Consider the following 23,421-nt stretch of genomic DNA (forward strand, 5'->3'; position numbering starts at 1 on the left):
AATGAACGTAAACTCCCCATACCAGGGCGTGATGGTCGATCCGGACGATACCCGGCCGATCCTGATCGTGCCCTATATGTGGATCGGTGATTTCGTCCGGGGTCATACGGTCGTCCGGGTCCTGAAAGAGCGCTGGCCGAACCGGCCGGTGGATTTGCTGGTGACCAGACTGGTCGCCCCGCTGGTCGACTACATGCCGGGCGTGCGCGCAGGCATTGTCTGGGACCTGCCGCGCAGCCAGCTCGCGCTCGCCAAGCAATGGGAACTGGCGGCCACCCTGCGCGCTCGGAACTATGGCACCGCGCTGGTGATGCCGCGGACCTGGAAATCGGCTCTGGCACCCGCTCTGGCGGGTATCCCGGAGCGCATCGGCTTTGTCGGCGAGGCGCGCTTCGGCCTGATCAATCAGTGGCGCTGGGGCGAAAAGAAGCTTCCGCGCATGATCGACAAGAAATGCGCACTGGCGCTGCCGGACGGCACGCCGCTGCCGCCGGAATGGCCGGTACCCCAGTTCCGCGTGCCCGCCGACGAGATCGCGCGCTGGCGGCAGACCAATGGGCTGGGAACCGGTCCGGCGGTCGCGCTCGGTCCCGGCTCGGTCGGTTCCTCCAAGCGCTGGACCTATTATGCCGAGGCGGCAAAACTGCTGGTCGAGCGCGGGCTGGACGTCTGGGTCATCGGCGGCCCGGGCGAGAAGGACCTCGCCAATGAAATCATTGCCGCCGCCGGTCCCCGCGCTCGCGACCTCACCACGGGCGACCTGCGCAATGGCGTGATCGGCATGGCCGCCGCCAATGTTGCCGTAGCCAATGATTCCGGCCTGATGCATATTGCGGCCGCCGTGGGCACGCCGACCGTCGGCATTTTCGGACCGACCAGCCCGCAGCTATGGGGTCCCCTTAATCCGCTCGCGGCCACCGTGCAGACCAAGACCATTGTCCCGTGCCAACCCTGCCACAGGCCGGTATGCACCATGAACAACCACGCCTGCATGCGCGACATTCCGGCCGAAGACGTTGCCGGGATCATTCAAGGCGTGATGGCCGAGGCATCCAACAGAAGCGCGCAGATATGACGACCACGCAAACAAAGCCCGCAGCGTTTCTCGATCGCGACGGCGTCATCAATTACGACGACGGCTATATGGGCACGGCCGATCGCATCCGCTGGATGCCGAATGCGGCCAAGGCCATTCGCCGGCTCAACGACGCCGGCTATTTCGTCTTCCTGTTTTCTAACCAGTCCGGCGTCGCACGCGGTTATTTCACCGAAGACGAACTCAATACGCTGTTTAAGTGGATGCGCTCCGAACTCGCCGCACAAGGCGCCCGCATCGATGACGTCCGCTATTGCCCGCACCATCCGGCCGGATCAGTTGCGGGCTATCTGGAAGATCATCACTGGCGCAAGCCGAGCCCGGGCATGATCCTCGATCTGATGCAGCACTGGCCTGTGCAACGCAAAGGCAGTTTTGCCATCGGCGACCGCGATTCGGATATCGAAGCGGCCAAGGCCGCGCATCTACCTGGCTTCCTGTTTGCCGGCGGTGACTTGGACGCGTTCGTTGCGGATATCCTGCAGGGTCAGAGCAGCCTGCGATAAACTTCCGCGATTCCGCGCGCTTCTGCATCGAGGCTGAATTTGTCGAGCACACGCTGGCGCGCATGTATGCCCATGGCTGCAGCGGCATCGGGATCGCGCATCAGCGGCTCCAATGCCAGCGTGAGTGCCGCCGCATCGCCGGTCGGCACGAGTTTGCCGGTCACGCCCTCCTCGACCACGATCTCCGCGGCGCCCGCACGTGTTGCGACCAGCGCGGCCCCCGCCGACATCGCCTCGATTAGCGTCAGACCGAAGCCTTCATTGCGCGAAGTGAAAGCGTAGATCGTCAGGCGCTGATACCATCGCTCGACCTCTTCGATCGGCAACTCGCCGGTGATAACGATGCGCGACTGCAGACCGGCATCGGCGATCTTCTTCTTGAGGTCATTGGCAAAGCCGATCTGGTCCGGCGTGATTGCCCCGACGATGACGGCGATGAAATCGGGATAGCGCGGTAGCAACTCGCACATCGCCTCGACAAACAGATCGGTGCCCTTCTGCGCACGCACACGGCCGAAACAGCCGATCGCGTAGTGCCCCGGCAGGTTCGTTTCCGCAAACGCCGCCGCACGATCGACAGGCGGCGCGTAGCGATCGGTATCAACACCATGCGTCACCACGGTCGCCGATCGCTTCAGATATGATGCGGAAATATCGCTCGTCGCGATGATGGCGTCCATCCGGCTGATCAGCCAGCGTGTGATCCAGGTATGATGGCGCTGCGCTGCCGAGGTGAAGAGCAGTTTCAGCGGCCACCCGAGCGCCTTGAGCAAAACGCCGGCAATCATCTCGTTGTTGCGCCGCGCGTGCCAGATCACAGGCTTGCGGCGCAGCCACAATTTCACGAGGTCGCCGATATCCATGCGCGCAATGCCGGCGGGCGCGTCGGATCCAAGCCAAGCCGCATCGAACATGCCTGCGAGTTTCGGCGCCACCATGCGATTGGTAGCCGTCACACCGGAGTAGCGCCAGTGCAGATTCGTGACGATCAGCTGCAATTTATCGGCCGTTTTGCCCTCAATCGGCACAGGTGACTCCATTTCGCTCGATTTCCTATACGCAACATTAAGCATAGTGGCCAGTTGCTGGCCGTCGAAACCCACTCTTCATCCCGGGCGCGATAGCGTTCCCAAAACGGGAGAGTGAGTAAATCCAATGACCGTCCTTGTCACCGGCGGCGCCGGTTATGTCGGAAGTCACATGGTCCATGCGCTGGTGGAAGCCGGCGAGAGCGTCGTCGTGATCGATAACCTGTCGACGGGCTTTTCCACCTATCTCCCCGAAGGCGTTCCGCTGTTCATCGGCGATGTCGCTGACGAAAATCTTGTCGAGGGCGTGATCGCCGCACATGGCATCGACGCCATCATCCATTTCGCAGGCTCTGTCGTCGTCCCGGAATCGATGCGCGACCCGCTCAGCTATTACCGCAATAACACGATGACGACGCGCAACCTGCTCAGCGCAGCGGTGAAATGCGGCGTCAAGCGCTTCATCTTCTCGTCGACCGCTGCCGTCTACGGCAACCCCGATTTCACGCCGGTGGCGGAGGATGCGGCGACGAGGCCGCTGTCACCTTACGGGTCATCAAAGCTGATGACCGAGATCATGCTGCACGACATCGCCCCGGCCTATGGCATGGAATTCGTCGTGCTGCGTTACTTCAACGTTGCCGGTGCCGATCCGCAGGGCCGCACGGGCCTCGCCACCATGGGCGCGACGCATCTGCTCAAGATCGCAGTCGAGGCCGCAACCGGTCAGCGCAGCAAGATCGACGTGTTCGGCACCGATTATCCGACGCCCGACGGAAGCTGCATCCGCGACTTCATCCATGTGAGCGATCTTGTGCAGGCCCACCGCGCCGCGCTGAGCTACCTGCGCGAAGGCGGAGCATCGACCACCCTGAATTGCGGCTATGGCCGCGGCTATTCGGTGCTGGAAACCATCGAGGCCGTGCGACAAGCATCGGGCCGAAACTTCGCGGTTCAATACGCTCCGCGCCGCGACGGCGATATCATGACCATGATCGCCGATACGTCCCGGATCCGCGCCACGCTGAACTGGACACCGCAATACGACGATCTTGAAACGATCGCCCGGCACGCACTGGCCTGGGAAGAAAAGCTAGCCCGAGAGCGCTATGGGATCGAATTGATAGCGAAGTCGGCCTAAGCATCCGATCAGCGCCGGCACTGCGTCGGCGTCTCTCCGAAACGCCGTCGAAACCGCTGATTGAAGTATGAGATCTCGTTGAAGCCACTGGCCAGCGCGATCTCACTGATCTTCAGCCGATCGCCCTGCTCGCTCGTCAGCAAACGCATTGCATGTTGCAGACGGCACTCCAGAAGGCGTTCGGTGAAACTCGATCCGGTATCTTGCAGAAGGTCCTGGAGATAGCGCGGCGACAAATCCAACCGACGCGCGACTTGCCCCACTGAAAAATCCGGATCGGCGAAATGGCGGTCGATCTCGGCGATGATTTCCAGCGTTCGCGACGCGCGCATACCGCGCATCGACGCAAGTTGTGCAGCGTCGCCGCGGGCACCTAGCGCGAGCGCCGTCAGATCCAGCAATGTCGTGCTGATATGGCTGTCGAGCTCCGCATCATGCGGATCGCGCAGCAGATCGACCGAGATGTCGATGTAGCGTCGCAGATGAGCCACGGCTGCGCGCCGTTCGTCGAGCGGCTGGATCAGGAGATCGTCGACATTTCCAATGAGGGGCAACAGGCGCTCCCTGCTGACAGTCAGCGTCGTCGACGAAAAATTCGCATTCGACCGCAAATCGGCCGGACGTCCGTTTGTACCAATAAATGCGCGGTCAGACGACAAGGCCGTCTCGCGCCCCACCTGATCGACAACCAGCGTCCCCTCGCCTCGATGAAACATCAAACAGAAATCATCGTCCGGTCCGCGCGAGATTGCCGTTCTGGACCGCCGGATTCGACTGAACGTGCCGCCGAACCGGGTGACCCGCACATTCGAATAATCTGCCCAATGCACGAACGCCGAGAACGGCCGTTCTTCAGCACGTGTGATGTCCACGCAGCAGGTGAGCGCTTCCATATTTTCGCACCACAGCGCGAATTTCTGGTGATCCGGTAATTCCGGACCAAATCCATCTGAGACGAAACTGGCTTGATGCATACGTCCAACTCGCTTCCGACCATTAGTGTAGCAGCACCAGACGATCTCATCACGCACGAATGCTCGTCAATGCAAAACGGAATCCCGCGACCGTATTGGTGTAGTGCGCATATGTGCTGTTGCGACAACGCCACATCGACGCGAAGTTTAGTGGCAGTGCGCGAGAACTAAAATCTGCTACGCGCATGAACAAGACCTCTCTGCCAGCCCTGTCATTGTGCACGTGGAAGCCGCGAGTCCCGGCATCATTCGCAGATGCCTTGGCTCGACGACACTTCACATGCGATCGCCGATGACGGCGTTGCATCGGAAATCACTTGCCGCGCGCAAGAAACTGAGGGGCCTGATCATGAAGAGAGTATTCGCTGGCGCAGCACTGTTTATCGGTGCAGCCGTTCCTGCCGTTGCGGCCGACATGCCCTATCCGGTGAAGGCGCCAGTCGCGCCAGTCCAGATGTTCTCCTGGACCGGCTTCTACGTCGGCGCCAATGTCGGTTTCGGCGGCGACAAGTTCGATTATCCATTTCAGGCTACACAGCGGCAGTTGCAGGCCGAAACTGATCCTCTGGTTGCCAGCACCGCGGGTAAATTCAGCCTAACCTCAAGCGGTTTCTTCGGCGGCGGACAGGCTGGTTACAACTATCAGTACAATGGCGGCTTCGTCGTCGGCATCGAGACCGACTTCCAGTGGTCCGGCATTAAGGGCCGCTTCGAGGGCAATCAGACGCTGAACAATAACGGCGTGACTACGTCCGCGGCATTCGGCACCGGCTCCGAAGTCGAATGGTTCGGCACGATTCGCGGGCGGCTCGGCTATGCATGGGACCGCGTGTTTCTGTACGGCACCGGCGGCGGCGCCTATGGCCGGGTCAACACCAACGGGAACTTTACTCTGACCGGCCCGAATGGTGTGCTCGGCCAGGTTGCGGCGGTGTCGGCCGGCCAGACACAGTGGGGCTGGACCGCGGGTGCCGGCCTTGAATATGCCTTCGCGCCCCAATGGTCATTCAAGACCGAATATCTCTATGTGGATCTCGGCCGGAGTACGCTGTTCTCCACCGCCGTCAACGACGTCGCCAATGGCTTCTCCTCCAACTCCAGCATCTCGGTCGATACAAGGTTCCACACCATGAAAGCGGGCGTGAATTACCGGTTCTGATCGGGTTACATCCTGCCAACCGGAAGCATGGCGCGTACCTGTCGCGTGCCGTGCTTCCGAGAGATTCCAGGGCAAAATCGGCCCGAATCCGGCGACGGACACCGCCGGGCCAATGGGTTAACAAAGTCTTGGCAAGCCCGATTTTGGCTTGAAAAACCGCGATTTAACGGGCAATCAGGCGGCTGTTTCGCAAGCTGACCCTGACGCCTCGGCAAATCCCTGCCCGGCGCCGTCGCTGGACCGCGGATGGCCAAGATTACTCGCAAAGTCACTGACGATCCTTACGGCGCCTGGGCGCTGATCCGCCGCTTGGTCGCCGAACAGGCGGTCACCTATTGGCGGCGCTACCTCCTGGCCTTCCTGCTGATGGCCGTCTCTGCCACGACCACCGCGGGCGCCGCCTACATGCTCGGCGAGGTCATCAATCAGGCCTATGTGGACAAGAGCATCGAGCGGATCGCGCTGTTCTCGGGTTTCGTGGTGGTGATCTTCCTGATCAAGGGTGCCTCAACCTACGGCCACACCGTCATTCTCTCGAAGATCTCCAACGCCATCGTTGCCAACAATCAGCGCCGGCTGTTTGCCAAGCTGATGAACGAGAGCATCGGCTTCTTCTCGGAGCGGCATTCATCGGAATTCCTGCAGCGGCTCACCGCAGGCGCCAATTCGGTGACACAGGTGCTCAGCCTGCTGATCAACGCCGTCGGCCGTGACCTGCTGTCGCTGATCGCGCTGGTCGGCGTAATGGTGATGCAGGACCCCTATATGGCGCTGTTCGGCTTCCTGGTGGCGCCGCCTGCGATGCTTGTGCTGCGCAAGCTGGTCCGCCGCATCAAGGGGCTCGCCCGCAACCAGTTCACCGGTACCACCGAAATTCTGGAAGTGATGCAGGAATCGCTGCAGGGCATCCGCACGGTGAAGGCCTTCACGCTCGAAAAGACCATGCAGCAACGCATGGAAGCGAGCATCACGGCCGTCGAGCAGAACGCCAACAAGATGGCGCGCGTCTCCAGCCGCTCTAGCCCGCTGATGGAAACGCTGGGCGGCTTCGCCATCGCGGCGTCGCTGATGTATGGCGGCTATCGCGTGGTGGCGATGGGCGCGACACCCGGGCAATTCTTTTCCTTTGTCACCGCCTTCCTGCTGGCCTATGAGCCGGCGAAGCGGCTGGCGCGGCTGAACATCGACCTCAACAGTCAGATCATCGGCGCGCATACACTGCTGGAGATCGTGGACAGTCCGGCTTCCGAGCCAAATGACGACCACAAACCGGCGCTCAAACTGACCGATGCGCGCGTCGAGCTGCATGACGTGACGTTCCGCTATCGCCCCAACGAGGTCGTGCTCAACCGCATGAGCTTCGTCGCCGAGCCCGGCAAGGTTACCGCGCTGGTCGGTCCGTCCGGCGGCGGCAAGTCCACGGTGCTGGCACTGCTGCTGCGACTCTATGAGGTCAGCGAAGGCGATATCACCATCGACGGCCAGTCGATCGGCCAGGTGTCACGGCGCTCGCTGCGCGGCCAGACCGCCTATGTCGGCCAGGACGTCTATCTGTTCCGCGGCACGATCCGCGAAAACATCGCCTTCGGCAAACCGGGCGCCACGGAAGACGAGATCGTCGCGGCAGCCAAGGCCGCCTGCGCCCATGATTTCATCATGGGCTTCCCGCTCGGATACGAGACGCCGGTCGGCGAGCATGGCGCACAACTCTCCGGCGGCCAGCGCCAACGCATCGCCATCGCGCGCGCGCTGGTGAAGAACGCGCCGGTCATCCTGCTGGACGAAGCTACCGCAGCACTGGATTCCGAATCCGAAAAATCGGTGCAGGAAGCTATCGAGCATCTCTGCCAGAATCGCACCACAATCGTCATCGCCCACCGCCTGCACACCATCATGCATGCCGACGCCATCTTGGTGGTCGAGGGCGGCGAGATCGTCGAGCGCGGCCGCCACGACGACCTGCTGCGCCGTGGTGGACGCTACGCCTCGTTCTTCCGCTTGCAACATCGTGATGCTTCGCCGCTGGCCCCGCTCGAGGCGTCGGCGTAAGATTACTTCTGTTTTCTGCCGCGCAAGCGCGGCATCTGTTTTGATCCCAGCCTTCACAACCAGCCCCCGAGAGCCGTCCATGACCGCATCGTTCGTTATCGCCCCTCCGCCGCAGGCCGCCATCGCCGTTCAGGGCGAGACTACGAAATTCCCGGTGCGCCGTGTCTGGTGCGTGGGCCGCAACTATCTCGAGCACATCCGCGAACTCGGCAATGACGAGCGCAACCCTCCCTTCTTCTTCGCCAAGCACGCCGACATGATCGTGCCGGATGGCAGCGAGATCCCCTACCCGACCCTGACCAAGGACATGCAGCACGAGGTCGAGCTCGTTGTCGCGCTGAAGAGCGGCGGCCTCAACATCTCGCCGGAAAAGGCACTCGATCACGTCTGGGGCTATGGCGTCAGCGTCGATCTCACCCGCCGCGACCTCCAGACCATCTCGCGCAAGAAAGAGCAGCCCTGGGAGATCGGCAAGTCGTTCGACATGTCGGCGCCCACCGGCGCGCTCGTCCCCGCTTCGAAGGTCGGCCATCCCTCCAAGGGCAAGATCTGGCTCTCGGTGAACGGCACCGAACGTCAGAAGGGCGACCTGTCCGAGATGATTTGGAATATCGCCGAGATCATCGCGAAGCTCTCGCTGCAGGTCGAACTCGGCGCCGGCGACGTCATCCTGACCGGTACCCCGGCCGGCGTTGCGGCGCTGCAGCCTGGCGACAAGGTCGAATGCGGCGTCGATGGCATCGGCACCTTGAAGTTCGAAATCACCGCGCCCAAGTAAGGGCCGCACGCCTTTACTGCGAAAGGCCGCGCATGATGCGCGGCCTTTTTCGTTTCGGCTCCATCAGGAAGCGATCCATGCCGCTCGAACTAGGTCTCGATACGTTCGGTGACGTCACACGTGGCGCAGACGGCGAAATGCTGTCACATGCACTAGTCATCCGGAATGTCATCGACGAGGCCGTCCTCGCCGATCAGCTCGGTGTCGACTTCTTTGGCGTCGGTGAGCACCACCGCGCAGACTTTGCCGTATCGGCGCCCGAAGTCGTGCTCGCGGCCATCGCGACGCGCACCAAGCGCATTCGCCTCGGTTCCGCTGTGACCGTGCTGAGCTCCGACGATCCGATCCGCGTCTTCCAGCGCTTTGCCACAGTAGACGCGGTCTCCAATGGCCGCGCCGAGGTCATTCTCGGCCGCGGCTCGTTCACAGAATCCTTCCCGCTGTTCGGCTTCAAGCTCGACCAGTACGAGACGCTGTTCGAGGACAAGCTCGATCTGTTCGCAGCGTTGGCATCCGAGCCGGAAGTGACATGGAGTGGCACGACCCGGCCGCCCCTCACCAATCAGCGCGTCTATCCACCGATCGATGCCGGCAGGCTGATGACCTGGATTGGCGTCGGTGGCAGTCCCGAGTCGGTTGTTCGCGCGGTGCGCTATGACATGCCTTTGATGCTGGCGATCATCGGCGGCGAGCCCGAGCGATTCAAACCCTATGTCGATCTCTATCATCGCGCCTATGCGCAGATTGATCGGCCGGTGAAGCCGATCGGCGTGCATTCGCCTGGCTATGTCGCTGCCAGCGACGAGCAGGCCCGCGAGGAACTGTGGTCCGACTACAAGCAGATGCGCGATCGCATCGGCAAGGAGCGCGGCTGGCCGCCGATGCAGCGCCGCGAATTTGATCAGGAAGCCGAACACGGATCGCTCTATGTGGGATCGCCAGAGACCGTGGCGAAGAAGATCGCGAAAACCGCGAAGGCGCTCGGCATTTCGCGCTTCGATCTGAAATACAGCGCGGGACCATTGCCACACGAGAAGCTGATGACGTGTATCGAGCTATACGGAACAAAGGTCATTCCGATGGTCCGAGAGATGCTCAAATAACAAAAAGCCCCGGATCGCTCCGGGGCTTTTCTTATTCAGTTCGTCACGCCGAACTCAGTAGCGGTAGTGGTCCGCCTTGAACGGGCCTTCGGTCTTCACACCGATATAAGCAGCCTGTTCCTTGCTGAGCGTGCTCAGCTTGACGCCGATCTTGGCGAGATGCAGACGGGCTACCTTCTCGTCGAGCGACTTCGGAAGGACGTAGACTTCCTTCTTGTACTTGCCGTCCTTGTTGTTGGCATAGAGTTCGATCTGCGCCAGCGTCTGGTTGGTGAACGAGGCCGACATCACGAAGGACGGATGTCCGGTCGCGTTGCCGAGGTTCACCAGGCGGCCTTCGGAAAGCAGGATCATGCGTTTGCCGTCTGGGAAGGTGATCTCGTCGACCTGCGGCTTGATGTTGTCCCACTTCAGGTTCTTCAACGTGGCGATCTGGATCTCGTTGTCGAAGTGACCGATGTTGCAGACAATGGCACGATCCTTCATCGCGCGCATGTGCTCGATGGTGATGATGTCCTTGTTGCCGGTCGCGGTGACGAAGATGTCGGCGCGCGGTGCGGCGTCTTCCATGGTCACGACTTCATAGCCTTCCATCGCCGCCTGCAATGCGCAGATCGGATCGATTTCGGACACCAGCACGCGGCAACCAGCCTGGCGCAGCGAAGCGGCCGAGCCCTTGCCGACGTCGCCGAAGCCGGCAACCATGGCGACCTTGCCGGACATCATGACGTCGGTGCCGCGACGGATGCCGTCGACCAGCGATTCACGGCAGCCATAGAGGTTGTCGAACTTCGACTTGGTCACGGAGTCATTGACGTTGATCGCGGGCCACAACAGCGTGCCAGCCTTCTGCATGTCGTACAGACGATGCACACCCGTGGTGGTCTCTTCCGAGACGCCCTTGATGCTGTCGGCGATCGCCTTGAAGTAGCCCTTCGGCTTCTCCTTGAGCTGCTTCTTGAGCAGCGCGAAGAACACTTCCTCTTCTTCCGAACCCGGCTTGTCCAGGAACGCCGTGTCGCCGTTCTCGGCCTTGAGGCCGAGATGGACATACATGGTGGCGTCGCCGCCGTCGTCGAGGATCATGTTGGGATGACCGCCGCCATGCCAGTCGAACAGCTTGGCGGTGTAGTCCCAATATTCAGTGAGGCTTTCGCCCTTGATGGCGAACACCGGAATGCCGGCGGCTGCGATCGCGGCAGCGGCATGATCCTGGGTCGAATAGATGTTGCAGGAGACCCAGCGGATGTCGGCGCCGAGCGCCTTCAGCGTCTCGATCAGCACTCCGGTCTGAATGGTCATGTGCAGTGAGCCGGCAATACGCGCGCCCTTCAGAACCTGCTTCGGGCCGAATTCCTCGCGGGTGGCCATCAGGCCGGGCATCTCGGTCTCTGCGATCGAGAGCTCCTTGCGGCCGAATGGCGCGAGATTGATATCCTTGACGATGTAGTCCGTGAAACCGTTGGGGGCGGTCATGTTTTAATCCTTGATGAGAGAGCGATTCCGCAGCGCTCGCGCCTTCGCGAGCGAACACGGAATCTCGATGTGATAGTCACTTCTGGGTTCCGGGTTCGTATGCGCGAAGATGCGCACACGCCCCGGAACGACGAATTTGTGGTTAGACGTTGCGCTTCAGCGCATCGACGAGGTCGGTCTTCTCCCAGGAGAAGCCGCCGTCGGCGTCCGGCGTGCGACCGAAATGACCGTAGGCGGACGTACGGGCGTAGATCGGCTTGTTAAGATCGAGATGCTTGCGGATGCCGCGCGGCGTCAGATCCATCGCGGCAGCGACGGCCTTCTCGATGGCATCGTCAGCGACCTTGCCGGTGCCGTGGGTGTCGACATAGATCGACAGCGGGCGCGCTACGCCAATGGCATAAGCGAGCTGCAGCGTCGCCTTGTCGGCCAAACCAGCGGCAACGATGTTCTTGGCGACGTAGCGCGCAGCGTAAGCGGCCGAACGGTCCACCTTGGTGGAGTCCTTGCCCGAGAATGCACCGCCACCATGCGGGGCCGCGCCGCCGTAGGTGTCGACGATGATCTTGCGGCCGGTCAGGCCTGCGTCGCCATCGGGTCCGCCGATGAAGAACTTGCCGGTTGGGTTGATGTGCCAGATCGTCTTGTCGCTGATCCAGCCATCCGGCAGCGCCTTGCGGACGTAGGGCTCGACGCGTTCGCGCACCTGGTTCGAGGTCATGTCCTCAACGAGATGCTGATGCGAGACGACGATTTCGCGCACACCAACCGGCTTGCCGTTTTCGTACTGCACGGTGACCTGGCTCTTGGAGTCCGGACCGAGCACCTTTTCGGTACCGGCATGACGGGCTTCCGAGATCAGGCGCAGGATCTTGTGCGCGTAGAAGATCGGTGCCGGCATCAGCTCGGGCGTTTCGTTGGTGGCATAGCCGAACATGATGCCCTGGTCGCCAGCGCCTTCTTCGGCATTGGTCGGCTGCTTGGCATCGACGCCCTGTGCGATATCGGCCGACTGCGGATGCAGCAGAATCTCGACGTCAGCGGTCTTCCAGTGGAAACCGTCCTGCTCGTAGCCGATGTCCTTGATGGCGGCGCGAACGACGGCTTCGATGTGGTCGTTGGTGACGGTGGATGGACCGCGGGTCTCGCCGGCGATCACAACCTTGTTGGTCGTGGCGAGGGTCTCGCAAGCAGCGCGAATATCCCAGGGATCGATGCCCGCCTTCGGGCCTTCGCGGAAGAACAGGTCGACGATCTCGTCGGAGATACGGTCGCAGACCTTGTCGGGATGGCCTTCGGAAACCGATTCACTGGTGAAGAGATAAGACGCGCGCATCAACTGGTCCTCTAGGTTGCGCCGGAGCCCGGCAGCCTTCGTCACATTGTTCCGGAAATGTCAGTCGCGACGCCGCGAGATGACGTAGGATTCGTCGTAAAACCAGAGACCGTTGTGCTTGCGCAGAACCTCTCGGGTGGCATCCAGGTAACGGCCGCTCTCCGTCACTTCCGTCAAACGGTCATCCTCGATTTGAGCCACGTAAACCGCCGCGTTCCACGCCGCAAAAGCCGTCGAAGTTCCGATCGATCCGGTCACCTCGTTCGGCAGCGCCTCCATGGCGTAGCGAAAGATCGACCGCTGGTCGGAATAGGCATTGAAGTTCAGATCGCGGCCGGCTGAGCCCAGCTCGTATTTCACCGCCCGCAATAGCTCATGCCGGCTCACGGCGAAAGGATTTTCTTTGGGCCAGACGGCTTGAACGATCTCCATACCGGGGTCCTGCCCATGCGAATGGATACCGATCAGTCGCCCACCTGCCCGCAGGGCCCGGGCCAGCGGCGCCATGATCCGTTTGGCCCGAAATTGCACCGAAGACTTCGCCCGATAGGGCTGGGAGGCGATAATCAGGTCGAAATTGGCCTCCGTGCGCCCTGCCCGCGGGATAATCGAATCCAGCAGGAACCGGTGATCCTCGCGATAAACCACCAGCGCCACAGGCCGTTCATAGGTCGGCATGCCCGATCTGGGGTTGATGCTGGCCCGCCAGTTGTCCTCAAGAAAAGCTCCAAGTCCGGCGATCTGGTCGGCGAATTCGCCGGACGAAGCCCCTCGCAGCGGAACTTCGTGCCAGATCATGGCGGCTGCGGCGGCCGGCGATGCTGGGGTCAGTGTGGGTGCCTCGGCATAATGCATGTTGGTCAGCACGAAGACCGTGGCGGGATGTTCGAACAGCCGATCCGGCACCTTGTCCAGCGTCAGCCGGACGTCCTCGAGGCTGAGCTCCTTGCCGGCGATATAGAATGGCATATGCGGAAAACGGCCGTGCATCGAGCGCATCACCCGCGCCAGCACCGTGCCGTCGCCAACGCCCGCATCGAACACCCGCAGCGCTGGCGGGCGCGGATGAATGCTGGCCAATTCGAGCCCGACGCGATCGGCAATCACCCGCTTTTCCGAGCAGGTATGGACGAACAGCAGGTATTTCTGCCGGTTCTCGAAGAAGCGGAAATTGCTGCGCGGATCGCGCCGTTCGATCGGCGGCTCGAGCCCGCGTGGCGGCGGCACGCCCTCCGGCATCGATTGGGCAATGAAGGCCTGAATCCGCTCCAGCGTGTCGATGGTGATGCGTTTTCCCTCACGCAGGCGGTTGACCAGCTTGCCGTCGTTGACGGCCCGGCGACCGAAGGTCGACTCCGCCATCTCCGCCTGTCGGCAGAAATCCGAGATGATTCCGAGGATCTGATCGTTCTTCATGTGCGGGGATGTGACCGGAAGTGGGCAGAATTATGCTTGGCCCACTCTTTAGCACAGTCTGCCCACAGATGAAATGCCCCCTTCGATCCGCCTGCCGTCGTGTGAAAGTCGCGCGCTTCTGCTAGGATGTGCCAAGTTCAAATTCTCGCCTCTCGATCACTCAAAACGGGCTTTCTCCATGCGCATTGCGATGATCGGCACCGGTTACGTCGGCCTTGTGTCCGGCGCCTGCTTCGCCGATTTCGGCCATAACGTGATCTGCGTGGACAAGGACAGCAGCAAGATCGACGCCCTGCTCCGTGGCGAGATCCCGATCTTCGAGCCCGGCCTGGACGCGCTGGTGGCCAGCAATGTGAAAAGCGGCCGGCTCGGCTTCAGTCTCGACCTCAGTGAAGCCGTGAAGACGGCGGATGCCGTGTTCATCGCGGTCGGAACCCCGTCCCGCCGCGGCGATGGCCACGCCGATCTCAGCTACGTGCATGCCGCCGCGCGCGAGATCGCCGCCAACCTGCGCGATTTTACCGTGGTGATCACCAAGTCGACCGTGCCGGTCGGCACCGGCGACGATGTGGAACGTATCATCAGGGAAACCAATCCCGACGCCGACGTCGCCGTGGCGTCAAACCCGGAATTCCTGCGCGAGGGCGCCGCGATCCGCGACTTCAAGCATCCCGACCGGATCGTTGTCGGCACCGACGACGAGCGCGCGCGCACGGTGATCTCAGAGATCTATCGCCCGCTTTATCTCAATCAGGCGCCCATCATGTATACGGGTCGGCGCACCGCCGAGCTGATCAAATACGCCGCCAACGCATTTCTCGCGACCAAGATCACCTTCATCAATGAAATCGCTGATCTGGCCGAGCGGACCGGCGCGGATGTCCAGGACGTCGCGCGTGGCATCGGCCTCGATAACCGCATCGGCGCGAAGTTCCTGCATGCCGGTCCCGGCTTCGGCGGCTCGTGTTTTCCGAAGGATACCCGCGCACTGGTCAAGACCGGTCAGGACTACGACGCGCCGCTGCGGATCGTCGAGGCCGTCCTCACCGTCAACGATAACCGCAAGCGCGCCATGGCCCGCAAGGTTTCTGCCGCGCTTGGCGGCAATCTGCGCGGCAAGACCGTCGGCGTGCTCGGACTGACGTTCAAGCCCAACACCGACGACATGCGCGAGGCGCCGTCGATCCCCTTGATCACCGCGCTTCAGGATCTTGGCGCGACCGTGCAGGCCTACGATCCCGTCGGTATGGAACAGGCCAGGCACGAATTGCCGGATATCACCTATTGCGACGATGCCTATGCATGCGCGACTGGCGCCGACGCGCTCGTGATTGTGACCGAATGGGAGCAGTTCCGCGCACTCGACCTCGCGCAAGTGAGGCAGAAGATGAAGCAGCCGGTCATCGTGGATCTGCGCAACATCTACCGCCCCGAGGAGATGGAGAAGGCCGGCTTCACCTATGAAAGCGTAGGCCGCGGCAAGTCCTGAGAGCTCATCGTCAGGAGACTGAAATGCAAATGCCCGGCAAAAGCCGGGCATCTTTGTTGGCGAGTTCGCTGGTCAGGCGACAGCGGGCTTACTTGCCCCAAAGCTCGTTCGCGACATCGACGGCGAGCTTGAGCTTGGCCCACTGCTCCTCTTCGCTGAGGATGTTGCCTTCCTCGGTGGACGCAAAGCCGCATTGCGGCGACACGGCAAGCTGGTCGAGCGGCGCAAACTTCGCAGCTTCCTGGAGGCGAGCCTTGATGTCTTCCTTCTTCTCGAGCTCACCGAACTTCGAGGTGATGACACCGACCACGACGACCTTGTTGCCCTTCGGCAGGAAGCGCAGCGGTTCAAAACCGCCGGCACGATCCGAATCGTATTCGAGGAAGTAGCCGTCATAGTTGGTACCGGCGAGCAGCGTTTCAGCCACTGGCTCGTAGCCGCCCGACGAAATCCAGGTCGAGCGGAAGTTGCCGCGGCAGACATGCGTGGTGATCACCATATCCGCAGGACGCTCGGCGATCGCGTAATTGATGATGCGCGAATAGATCTGCTGCAGATTGTCAGCATCCTCGCCGCGCGCACGGACCTTGTTCAGCTCATCTTCCGAACAGAGATAGGCCCAAACCGTGTCGTCGAACTGCAGATAACGACAACCAGCATCATAGAACGCCTTCACCGCCTTGCGATAGGTCTTGGCGAGATCCTCGAAGAACACTTCGATATCCGGATAGACCTCCTTGGAGATCGCCTTGCGACCGCCGCGGAAATGCAGAACTGCCGGCGACGGGATGGTCATCTTCGCGGTCACGCCCGCGGTGTCGCAATGCTTCTTCAGGAACTTGAAGTGCGCCAGCATCGGATGATCGTCGGGGAAATCGACCTTGCCGATCACGCGCACCGAATCATGACGGGTCTCGACGCCGGTGAACTGGATGCCGGTGTCGGGATGATAGAGCTCGCAGCCGGTCAGCTTGGCGAGGAAGTCGAAGTGCCACCACGAACGACGGAACTCGCCGTCGGTGGCGAGCTTGAGGCCGGTCGAGGCCTGGCGATGCACAACCTTCTCGATCTCGATGTCTTCAACCTTGCGCAGGTCGTCGGCCGAAATCTCGCGCTTCTCCAGCTTGGCACGTGCTTCCTTGATCGATGCGGGCCGCAACAGGCTGCCGACTTCGTCGGCACGGAACGGGGCTTTGGTTCTCTGCATAGTCGTTACTCCAGAATGCTCGGTTTGCAGATCAGCCGGGTGTACCGGCCGCGTGTTTGTTCTTGCTGCCGGCCGCGCCGGCGACGCCGAGGAAATGCTCCAGCACGGCGGGATCGGATTTCAGCGCTGCACTCGTTGCATCATGCACGATGGTGCCGCGTTCCAATATCACGACACGATCGGCAAGCCCGAGTATTTTTTGGGCATTCTGTTCCACGATGATGGAACAGATGCCGCCGGCACGTGTGATCTTGCCCAGCGCTGCCAGCAACTCATCGACGATGATCGGTGCAAGGCCTTCGGTCGGTTCGTCCAGCAGCAGCACCTGCGGATTGAGCGTCAGCGCACGGCCAATCGCCAGCATCTGCTGTTCACCGCCAGACAGCTGATTGCCGAAATTGTTCTTGCGCTCTTCGAGCCGCGGAAACATCTCGTAGATCTTCTTGACGTCCCATGGCCCGGGCTGCGCCACGGCGGTCATGTTTTCTTCCACGGTGAGCGAGCGGAAGATATTGCGCTCCTGCGGCACCCAGCCAATACCGGCTCGCGCACGCTGGTCCGGCCGCAGCGACGTGATGTCCTTCCCGCCGAGCTTCAGCGTGCCGCTGAAGCGGCGGGTGACGCCGACGATGGAATTTATCAGCGTGGTCTTGCCGGTGCCATTGCGTCCGAGCAGTGCCAGCACCTGGCTTTCGCCGAGTTGCAGCGTCATCTTCGGAATGACGACGGCTTCTCCATAGCCCGCGCGCAGATCATTGATGTCGAGGAGATCAGACATCGGCGCCCTCGCCCAGATACACGGCCTTCACGCGCGGATCGCGCGCCACTTCGTCCGGGGGACCTTCCACTAGCATGGCGCCCGCGACCAGCACGGAGATACGATCGGCAAAGGAGAATACCAGATCCATGTCGTGCTCGATCAGCAGCACGGTGACGTCGCGCGGCAGGCTGGCGACGGCCGAGAGAATATCGTGGCGCTCGCTTTCCGGCACACCTGCAGCCGGCTCGTCAAGCAGCAGCACGCGCGGCTTGGTGGCGATGGCGACGGCAATCTCAAGGAGGCGCTGCTTGCCATAGGGCAATGTCGCCGTCGGCTCATTCATGACGTCGAGCAGATGAAAGCGCGCGAGGTTTTCCGCGATCGCGTCATTGACGTCACTGCGGGTGCCCATGCGACGCCACCAGTCGCTGCCATGGCCGAGATGTTCGGACGCAGCGAGACCGACCGTCTCCAGCGGCGTCATGTCGGGGTAAAGCTGATTGATCTGGAAGGTCCGCGACAGCCCGCGCAGCACGCGCTTGTGCACCGGCAAGCCGGTGATGTCGTTGCCTTCGAGCAGAATGCGGCCGGAATTGGGCTTGAGCACGCCGGTCAGAAGATTGATCACAGTTGTCTTGCCGGCACCGTTCGGGCCGATCAGCGCGTGGCGCGCACCGGCCTCGATCTTGAGCGACAGATCGCGCGTGACCCGGAGCCCACCGAAGGATTTTTCGAGATTGACGGTTTCCAGCGCGATGGTCATGGCGCCTCACCTTCCGGCGCAACGACCGGCGTCTTGGCGCGGCTGAACTTGCTTGCGATCAGGCGCGGCAGGAACATCGCCCAGCGATGCATGCGGTCGCGGCCGATCAGCACGATGACCACCAGCACGGCGCCGATCCAGAACTGCCAGTATTGCGGCGTCAGTGTCGAGAACAGCTCCTGCAGCAGTTTGAAGATCACCGCACCGATCAAGCCGCCATAGAGATAGCCGGTGCCGCCAATGATCAGCACCAGCATCAGGTCAGCCGAGCGATCGAAGGCGAAACCATCGAGCGAGGCCAGCGCCGTCGTCTGCGTCGAGAGTGCGCCGGCAACACCCGCATAGAAGGCGGCGATGGTGTAGATTGCGATCAGCCGACGATTGACGGGAATGCCGATCGCCGAGGCGCGCAGCGGATTGTTGCGGATCGCTCGCAGCGACAGGCCGAACGGCGAATGCACGATGCGTCGCGCCAGCAGGAACAAGACGAACAGCACGCAGAGACAATAGATGAAGCCGACCTTGCCGAAAATATCGAACGAGAACTGGCCGAGGATCGGCGCCATCTCGATGCCCTGAAGGCCATCGGAGCCACCGGTGATATTTGAAAAGCGGTTGGCGAGCTCGCGCAGCAACAGCGCAATACCGAGCGTCACCATCAGCCGCGTCAGATCCGACCCGCGCATCACGAGGAAGCTCGTCACGAAGCCAAGCGCCATCGCGGCAAGACCAGCAACTACCAATGCAATCACCGGTTCGGTGACGATGCCGTGCAATGCGAGGAGTCCCGCCGCATATCCGCCGAAGCCGAAGAATGCGGCGTGGCCAAGCGAGACGATGCCGGCATAGCCTAGGATGAGATCGAGCGAGAGCGCGAACAGCGCGAGCCACGCGATCTCGGTCAGGATCAGGTAGCGGTTCGGAAACAGCAGGATGCAGCCTGCAGCGGCGAGCCAGAACATGACTTCAGGCCAGCGCCATTGCGCGCGCGCCATGGCAAAGGTGCCGACTTCCGGATGGGTGGTGCTGTTCGCTGTCATGATCCCCTCACCGCGCCGCGGTGCGGCCGAACAGGCCGTTCGGGCGCCAGATCAGGATCACGATCATCATGGTGTAGATCACGAAGGCGCCGAGCTTCGGCACGTAATATTTGCCGGCGACGTCGCCGATGCCGAGCAGCAGCGAGGCCAGGAACGGCCCGGTGATGCTGGACGAACCGCCGACCGTCACCACGATCAGGAAGTAGATCATGAACTTCAGCGGGAAATACGGATCGAGGCCGAGGATTTCGGCGCCAAGTGCACCGCCCATGCCAGCCAATCCGCAGCCGAACGCGAAGGTCAGTGCGAAGACTTGCGGGACATTGATGCCCAAACCTGACGCAGCCCGCGGATCATCGACCGCGGCGCGCAGCCGGCTGCCGAAGCGCGTCTTCGACAGGATCATCTGCAATGCGATGGTGAGCAATCCGCAGATCACGATGATCATCAGGCGATAGCGACCGACGCCAAGGCCGAACAGATTGATCTGGCCCTGCAGATAATCCGGGAGATGGATAAAGGTCTGCGCCGAGCCCATGAAGTAGTCCATCGCCGTCACCGACATGAAGACGAGGCCGATGGTGAACAGCACTTGGTCGAGATGGCTGCGCGTATAGAGATGGCGATATAGCGACCGCTCCAGCACGGCGCCGATCGCAGCGCTCACCACGAAAGCAATCGGCAAAGCCGCAAAGAATGGCAGGCCGGCGCGATTGACCAGGATCGCGCAGGCATAACCGCCCGCCATGGCGAAGGCGCCGTGCGCGAGATTGACGAAGTTCATCAGGCCCAGCGTCACCGCCAGCCCGCACGCCAGCACGAACAGCAACATGCCGTAGGCGACGCCGTCGAACAGAATGGTGAGAAGGGTCATCTAGCGAAACTTACTTTCTGTCTTGTCCCTCCCCCGCCCTTGCGTGGGGAGGGTGGCCGGCCGACAGGCCGGTCGGGTGGGGGTGCCCCACGATAGGACGGAGCGTGGGGCACCCCCACCCCGGCCTATCGGCCGACCCTCCCCGCAAGGGGGAGGGATGCTACTGGCGGCAGTGCGCTGCTGCGAAAGTTACTTCTTCGTCTTGCCGGGATCCTTCACCGCCTCGAAGGTCGCGAATTCGATGTTGTAGAGTTCGCCGTCCACCTTCTCGACCTTGCGGATATAGATGTTCTGCACGATGTCGCGGGTCTCCGGATCGATCGAGATCGGGCCGCGCGGGCTTTCCCACTTCATGCCCTTCATCGCCGCGATCAGGCTGTCGCCATCGGCCTTGCCGCCGGTCTTCTTCAGCGCCTCATAGACGAGATGGATGCCGTCCCAGCCGCCGACGGCCATGAAGCCCGGACGGGTGTTGTAGGCCTTCTTGTAGGCCGCAACGAACTCCTTGTTCATCGCGGACGGATGCGCTGCCGAATACAGATGCGCTGTCACGGCGCCCAAGGCAGCATCGCCCATGTTGTTCAGCAGGTCGTCGTCCATCACGTCGCCGGGTCCGATCACCTTGATGCCGGACTTGTCGAGGCCACGCTCGGCATACTGCTTCATGAAGTTACCGCCCTGCCCGGCGGGCACGAACACGAACACCGCGTCGGGCTTGCTGTCCTTCATGCGCTGCAGGAACGGCGCGAAATCGGGATTGGCGAGCGGCACCTTGACCTCTTCGACGATCTCGCCGCCGCCAGCGGTGAAGTGTTCCTTGAAGAACTGCAGTGCATCGTTGCCCGGCGCGTAGTCGGAGGTCAGCGTCGCGACCTTCTTGATGCCGTTCTTGGCAGCCCAGTCGCCGATGATGGTGGAGGACTGCGCCAGCGTGAACGAGGTGCGCACGATATAGGGGGAGCGTTCGGTGATGATCGAGGTGCCGGCAGCCATCACGATCTCGGGCACCTTGGCCTGCGTCGCGAGCGGCGCAGCGGCCAACGCAGCCGGCGTGACGCCGAAGCCGGCGATGATGTTGACCTTCTCGTTGACGATCAGTTCCTGCGCGAGGCGCTTGGTATTGTCAGGCAGCGCCGCGTCGTCCTTGAGGATGACTTCGACTTTCTTGCCGGCAACGGTGTCGCCATTCTTCTGCTGATAGAGCTTGATGGCGTTGTTGATCTGCTGGCCGGTCGAAGCCTGGCCACCGGTCATCGGCACGATCAGGCCGATTTTGACGGTCTCCTGGGCCTGCACCATCGCACTGGCGGACAACACGCCGACAGCAGCCACGGTCGCGGAAATGAAATTCCTCAGCATTAATTCCTCCTCTGTAGGTGATGCCGGCTCTTCAAGGCCGTGAAGTCATAGTCCCCATACGCTGTCGCCCGCGATGATGATCGCCCGCGATAACGGAGCCATGTTGACCTGTCAACGGCTGGGTTGACAACACAACGCGGTCTGTTGAACTGCGTAATTCCTACGCATCGTGGCATGCTGCTAAAATCTAGCCAAGCAACCGCGCCCGCATGAATGTTCCTTCGTTGCAGATTGCAGATCGTATCTTGATGACAAAGCCGGTGATCAATCACGGACGATACGTCCCTGCCCTCATCAACTTCCTCGGCAACAAGCTGTCTGCGGGCGCATCGAGCGCCTATCGGCGCGAATTCGGCGTCGGTATCACCGAATGGCGCATTCTCTCGCTGCTCGCGAGCGAGGACGCGTGCACCGCACAACAGATTTGCCAGTTCTTCGATCTCGATAAGGGCCTAGTCAGCCGCACCCTTAAATCGCTGGTCGATAACGGCAGCGTGACGGTGAACGCCGACCCCGGCGGCGAAAACCGGCGCATCGTGCTGCTAACGCGGTCCGGACGCGCGCTGCATGACCGCATCATCGAACTGGCGCTAGACCGCGAACGGGTCCTGCTGAATTGCCTCGATGAGAAGGAAATCGAAGCGCTGATCGATATGCTTGGCCGCCTGCTGGCACAGGCACCGGCGGTCAACGCGGTACAGGTTCGCAAACCCGCGTCACCGCGGCGGAAGACTGCCGTCTGAGGCAAGTCTTTGGCAATGGAGAGGTCGACAGTTCAATCTTGTCTGGTCAATCTTATCTGGCAACAGCATTTTTCCTAGTGTTTCGAGCACTTAGGCCTCCTTCCCACGTTCCTGTCCCACACAGCCGAGTGACCCCGACGAGTTGGCGAGGGTTTCCTCACATATTTGTCAGGGAGCCCCCCGGCGAGCCAACCTGTGAGCCTCAGTCCTACCTTGCGTCATTCCCGCTGCATGACGACAGCGGCGGCATTGCGCGGCCACCGCAACACGTCATACTAGGGCCGATCGACATTCAGGATTCCCGAGAGGTTAAATCGCTGATTCATAGGGTTCCGTGATTTGCACGGAACATGTGTTGGCGATGAAGCTACGAATTGAATGAGGCACAGTGGGTGAAGATTTCTCCGCTGCTGCCGGGCAAGGCTAGCGATGCAGGTCGCACAGCGTCCGATAACCGCCTGTTTGTGAACGGCTGTTTGTGGGTTCTGCGCTCGGGTGCTCATTGGTGCGACCTGCCGGAACGGTACGGCAAGTGGAAACGGTGCACCGGCGGTTCAGCCGCTGGTGCCATGGGGGGCTGGGAACGCGTGTTCACGGCCCTGACGGCAGAGCGGGATAATCAGTATCTGATGATCAACAGCACCATCGTTCGCGCTCACCAGCAGGCCGCAAGCGGAAAAGGGGGGCAAAGATCAGGCGATGGGGCGTTCCCGAGGTGGGCTGACCACGGAGATCCATATGCTGGCCGATGCACTCGGTCGCCCGCTCTGCTTCATCATCACAGCTGGACAGGCTGGCGACGTCACCCAGGCACCTGCCTTGCTCCACGGCCAGACCGGCGAAGCCGTGCTTGCCGACAAGGCCTATGACAGCAACGCTCTGCGCGCGATCATCGTCAATATGGGCGCAACAGCGATCATACCATCAAACCGAACCCGCAAGGTCATCATCCCGCACGACATCAACGCCTACAAGCAGCGCAATCGGATCGAGCGTTGCTTCTGCCGTTTCAAACACTTCCGGCGCTTCGCCACACGCTATGACGGACGAACCTCGCACTTCGCTGGCTTCATCCACCTCGCCGCCGCAATGATCTGGAGCGAGTGAGTGTCGATCGGTCCTAG

General features: G+C 61.6%; 20 protein-coding genes and 1 pseudogene. 10 read left to right on the forward strand and 11 right to left on the reverse strand.

The features are described from left to right. The first annotated feature begins 1 nt into the window (after nt 1). Both waaF and CHC01_RS31260 read left to right on the forward strand, forming a co-directional pair. Nucleotides 2-1,075 (forward strand): lipopolysaccharide heptosyltransferase II, encoded by a 1,074-nt coding sequence (gene waaF / locus CHC01_RS31255; RefSeq protein WP_089268221.1) that lies wholly within the window; start codon nt 2-4, stop codon nt 1,073-1,075. Next, entirely contained in the window at nt 1,072-1,602 is a 531-nt protein-coding gene (locus CHC01_RS31260; RefSeq protein WP_089268222.1) for a D-glycero-alpha-D-manno-heptose-1,7-bisphosphate 7-phosphatase, read from the forward strand. The genes waaF and CHC01_RS31260 overlap by 4 nt, the downstream gene beginning before the upstream one ends. Here CHC01_RS31260 and CHC01_RS31265 read toward each other — a convergent pair. Further along, complete coding sequence (locus tag CHC01_RS31265) at nt 1,584-2,642, reverse strand: glycosyltransferase family 4 protein (RefSeq protein ID WP_244558595.1); 1,059 nt, start codon at nt 2,640-2,642, stop codon at nt 1,584-1,586. The genes CHC01_RS31260 and CHC01_RS31265 overlap by 19 nt on opposite strands. Before the next feature lie 115 nt (nt 2,643-2,757). On the opposite strand from CHC01_RS31265, the gene galE reads away from it, so the two are divergent. Next, nucleotides 2,758-3,771, forward strand: coding sequence for a UDP-glucose 4-epimerase GalE (gene galE / locus CHC01_RS31270; RefSeq protein WP_089268223.1), 1,014 nt, complete (start codon nt 2,758-2,760; stop codon nt 3,769-3,771). A gap of 8 nt (nt 3,772-3,779) precedes the next feature. Here the strand turns inward: galE and CHC01_RS31275 are convergent, their stop codons facing one another. Beyond that, nucleotides 3,780-4,745 carry an AraC family transcriptional regulator gene (locus tag CHC01_RS31275; protein WP_089268224.1) on the reverse strand — a complete coding sequence of 322 codons (966 nt, stop codon included), beginning with the start codon at nt 4,743-4,745 and terminating at the stop codon, nt 3,780-3,782. A gap of 349 nt (nt 4,746-5,094) precedes the next feature. On the opposite strand from CHC01_RS31275, the gene CHC01_RS31280 reads away from it, so the two are divergent. From CHC01_RS31280 to CHC01_RS31295, 4 genes are all read left to right on the forward strand, one after another. After that, nucleotides 5,095-5,904 carry an outer membrane protein gene (locus CHC01_RS31280; RefSeq protein WP_089268237.1) on the forward strand — a complete coding sequence of 270 codons (810 nt, stop codon included), beginning with the start codon at nt 5,095-5,097 and terminating at the stop codon, nt 5,902-5,904. Between the two features lie 246 nt (nt 5,905-6,150). Further along, nucleotides 6,151-7,953, forward strand: coding sequence for an ABC transporter ATP-binding protein (locus tag CHC01_RS31285; protein WP_089268225.1), 1,803 nt, complete (start codon nt 6,151-6,153; stop codon nt 7,951-7,953). A 79-nt stretch (nt 7,954-8,032) separates the two neighbouring features. Continuing rightward, on the forward strand, nt 8,033-8,731 hold the full coding sequence (locus CHC01_RS31290; protein WP_089268226.1) for a fumarylacetoacetate hydrolase family protein: 699 nt from the start codon (nt 8,033-8,035) through the stop codon (nt 8,729-8,731). Nucleotides 8,732-8,808: 77 nt separating this feature from the next. Next, nucleotides 8,809-9,834, forward strand: coding sequence for an LLM class flavin-dependent oxidoreductase (locus CHC01_RS31295; protein ID WP_089268238.1), 1,026 nt, complete (start codon nt 8,809-8,811; stop codon nt 9,832-9,834). Nucleotides 9,835-9,888: 54 nt separating this feature from the next. Here the strand turns inward: CHC01_RS31295 and ahcY are convergent, their stop codons facing one another. The 3 genes from ahcY to CHC01_RS31310 all read right to left on the reverse strand — a co-directional run bounded on the left by ahcY (nt 9,889) and on the right by CHC01_RS31310 (nt 14,062). Further along, nucleotides 9,889-11,310, reverse strand: a complete 1,422-nt coding sequence (gene ahcY, locus CHC01_RS31300; RefSeq protein WP_089268227.1) for an adenosylhomocysteinase — start codon at nt 11,308-11,310, stop codon at nt 9,889-9,891. Nucleotides 11,311-11,452: 142 nt separating this feature from the next. Further along, nucleotides 11,453-12,646 (reverse strand): methionine adenosyltransferase, encoded by a 1,194-nt coding sequence (gene metK, locus CHC01_RS31305; RefSeq protein ID WP_089268239.1) that lies wholly within the window; start codon nt 12,644-12,646, stop codon nt 11,453-11,455. Nucleotides 12,647-12,706: 60 nt separating this feature from the next. Further along, the gene (locus tag CHC01_RS31310; protein WP_089268228.1) at nt 12,707-14,062 is read right to left on the reverse strand and encodes a hypothetical protein; all 1,356 of its coding nucleotides are present in this window, start codon (nt 14,060-14,062) and stop codon (nt 12,707-12,709) included. A 178-nt stretch (nt 14,063-14,240) separates the two neighbouring features. Here CHC01_RS31310 and CHC01_RS31315 point away from each other — a divergent pair, with 178 nt between their 5' ends. Beyond that, nucleotides 14,241-15,551 (forward strand): UDP-glucose dehydrogenase family protein, encoded by a 1,311-nt coding sequence (locus tag CHC01_RS31315; protein WP_089268229.1) that lies wholly within the window; start codon nt 14,241-14,243, stop codon nt 15,549-15,551. 88 nt (nt 15,552-15,639) lie between these two features. On the opposite strand, the gene CHC01_RS31320 is transcribed toward CHC01_RS31315, so the two are convergent. From CHC01_RS31320 to CHC01_RS31345, 6 genes are all read right to left on the reverse strand, one after another. Beyond that, nucleotides 15,640-16,758, reverse strand: coding sequence for a cobalamin-independent methionine synthase II family protein (locus CHC01_RS31320; RefSeq protein ID WP_089268230.1), 1,119 nt, complete (start codon nt 16,756-16,758; stop codon nt 15,640-15,642). Nucleotides 16,759-16,789: 31 nt separating this feature from the next. Beyond that, nucleotides 16,790-17,536, reverse strand: a complete 747-nt coding sequence (locus CHC01_RS31325; protein WP_068738179.1) for an ABC transporter ATP-binding protein — start codon at nt 17,534-17,536, stop codon at nt 16,790-16,792. Then, the gene (locus CHC01_RS31330; RefSeq protein ID WP_089268231.1) at nt 17,529-18,281 is read right to left on the reverse strand and encodes an ABC transporter ATP-binding protein; all 753 of its coding nucleotides are present in this window, start codon (nt 18,279-18,281) and stop codon (nt 17,529-17,531) included. Before CHC01_RS31330 ends, CHC01_RS31325 begins: the two co-directional genes overlap by 8 nt. Beyond that, nucleotides 18,278-19,321, reverse strand: a complete 1,044-nt coding sequence (locus tag CHC01_RS31335; RefSeq protein ID WP_089268232.1) for a branched-chain amino acid ABC transporter permease — start codon at nt 19,319-19,321, stop codon at nt 18,278-18,280. Before CHC01_RS31335 ends, CHC01_RS31330 begins: the two co-directional genes overlap by 4 nt. 7 nt (nt 19,322-19,328) lie before the next feature. Then, nucleotides 19,329-20,195 (reverse strand): branched-chain amino acid ABC transporter permease, encoded by an 867-nt coding sequence (locus CHC01_RS31340; protein ID WP_068738185.1) that lies wholly within the window; start codon nt 20,193-20,195, stop codon nt 19,329-19,331. Nucleotides 20,196-20,384: 189 nt separating this feature from the next. Further along, nucleotides 20,385-21,494: an ABC transporter substrate-binding protein gene (locus CHC01_RS31345; protein WP_244558597.1), complete on the reverse strand. Its 1,110-nt coding sequence runs from the start codon at nt 21,492-21,494 to the stop codon at nt 20,385-20,387. A gap of 308 nt (nt 21,495-21,802) precedes the next feature. Here CHC01_RS31345 and CHC01_RS31350 point away from each other — a divergent pair, with 308 nt between their 5' ends. Next, nucleotides 21,803-22,297, forward strand: coding sequence for a MarR family winged helix-turn-helix transcriptional regulator (locus CHC01_RS31350; protein ID WP_089268240.1), 495 nt, complete (start codon nt 21,803-21,805; stop codon nt 22,295-22,297). Nucleotides 22,298-22,671: 374 nt separating this feature from the next. Further along, a pseudogene (locus tag CHC01_RS31355) lies at nt 22,672-23,404 on the forward strand (IS5 family transposase). The last annotated feature ends 17 nt before the right edge of the window (nt 23,405-23,421 follow it).

It is taken from the genome of Tardiphaga sp. OK246 (assembly GCF_900188215.1).
GTDB classification, from domain to species: Bacteria; Pseudomonadota; Alphaproteobacteria; order Rhizobiales; family Xanthobacteraceae; genus Tardiphaga; species Tardiphaga robiniae.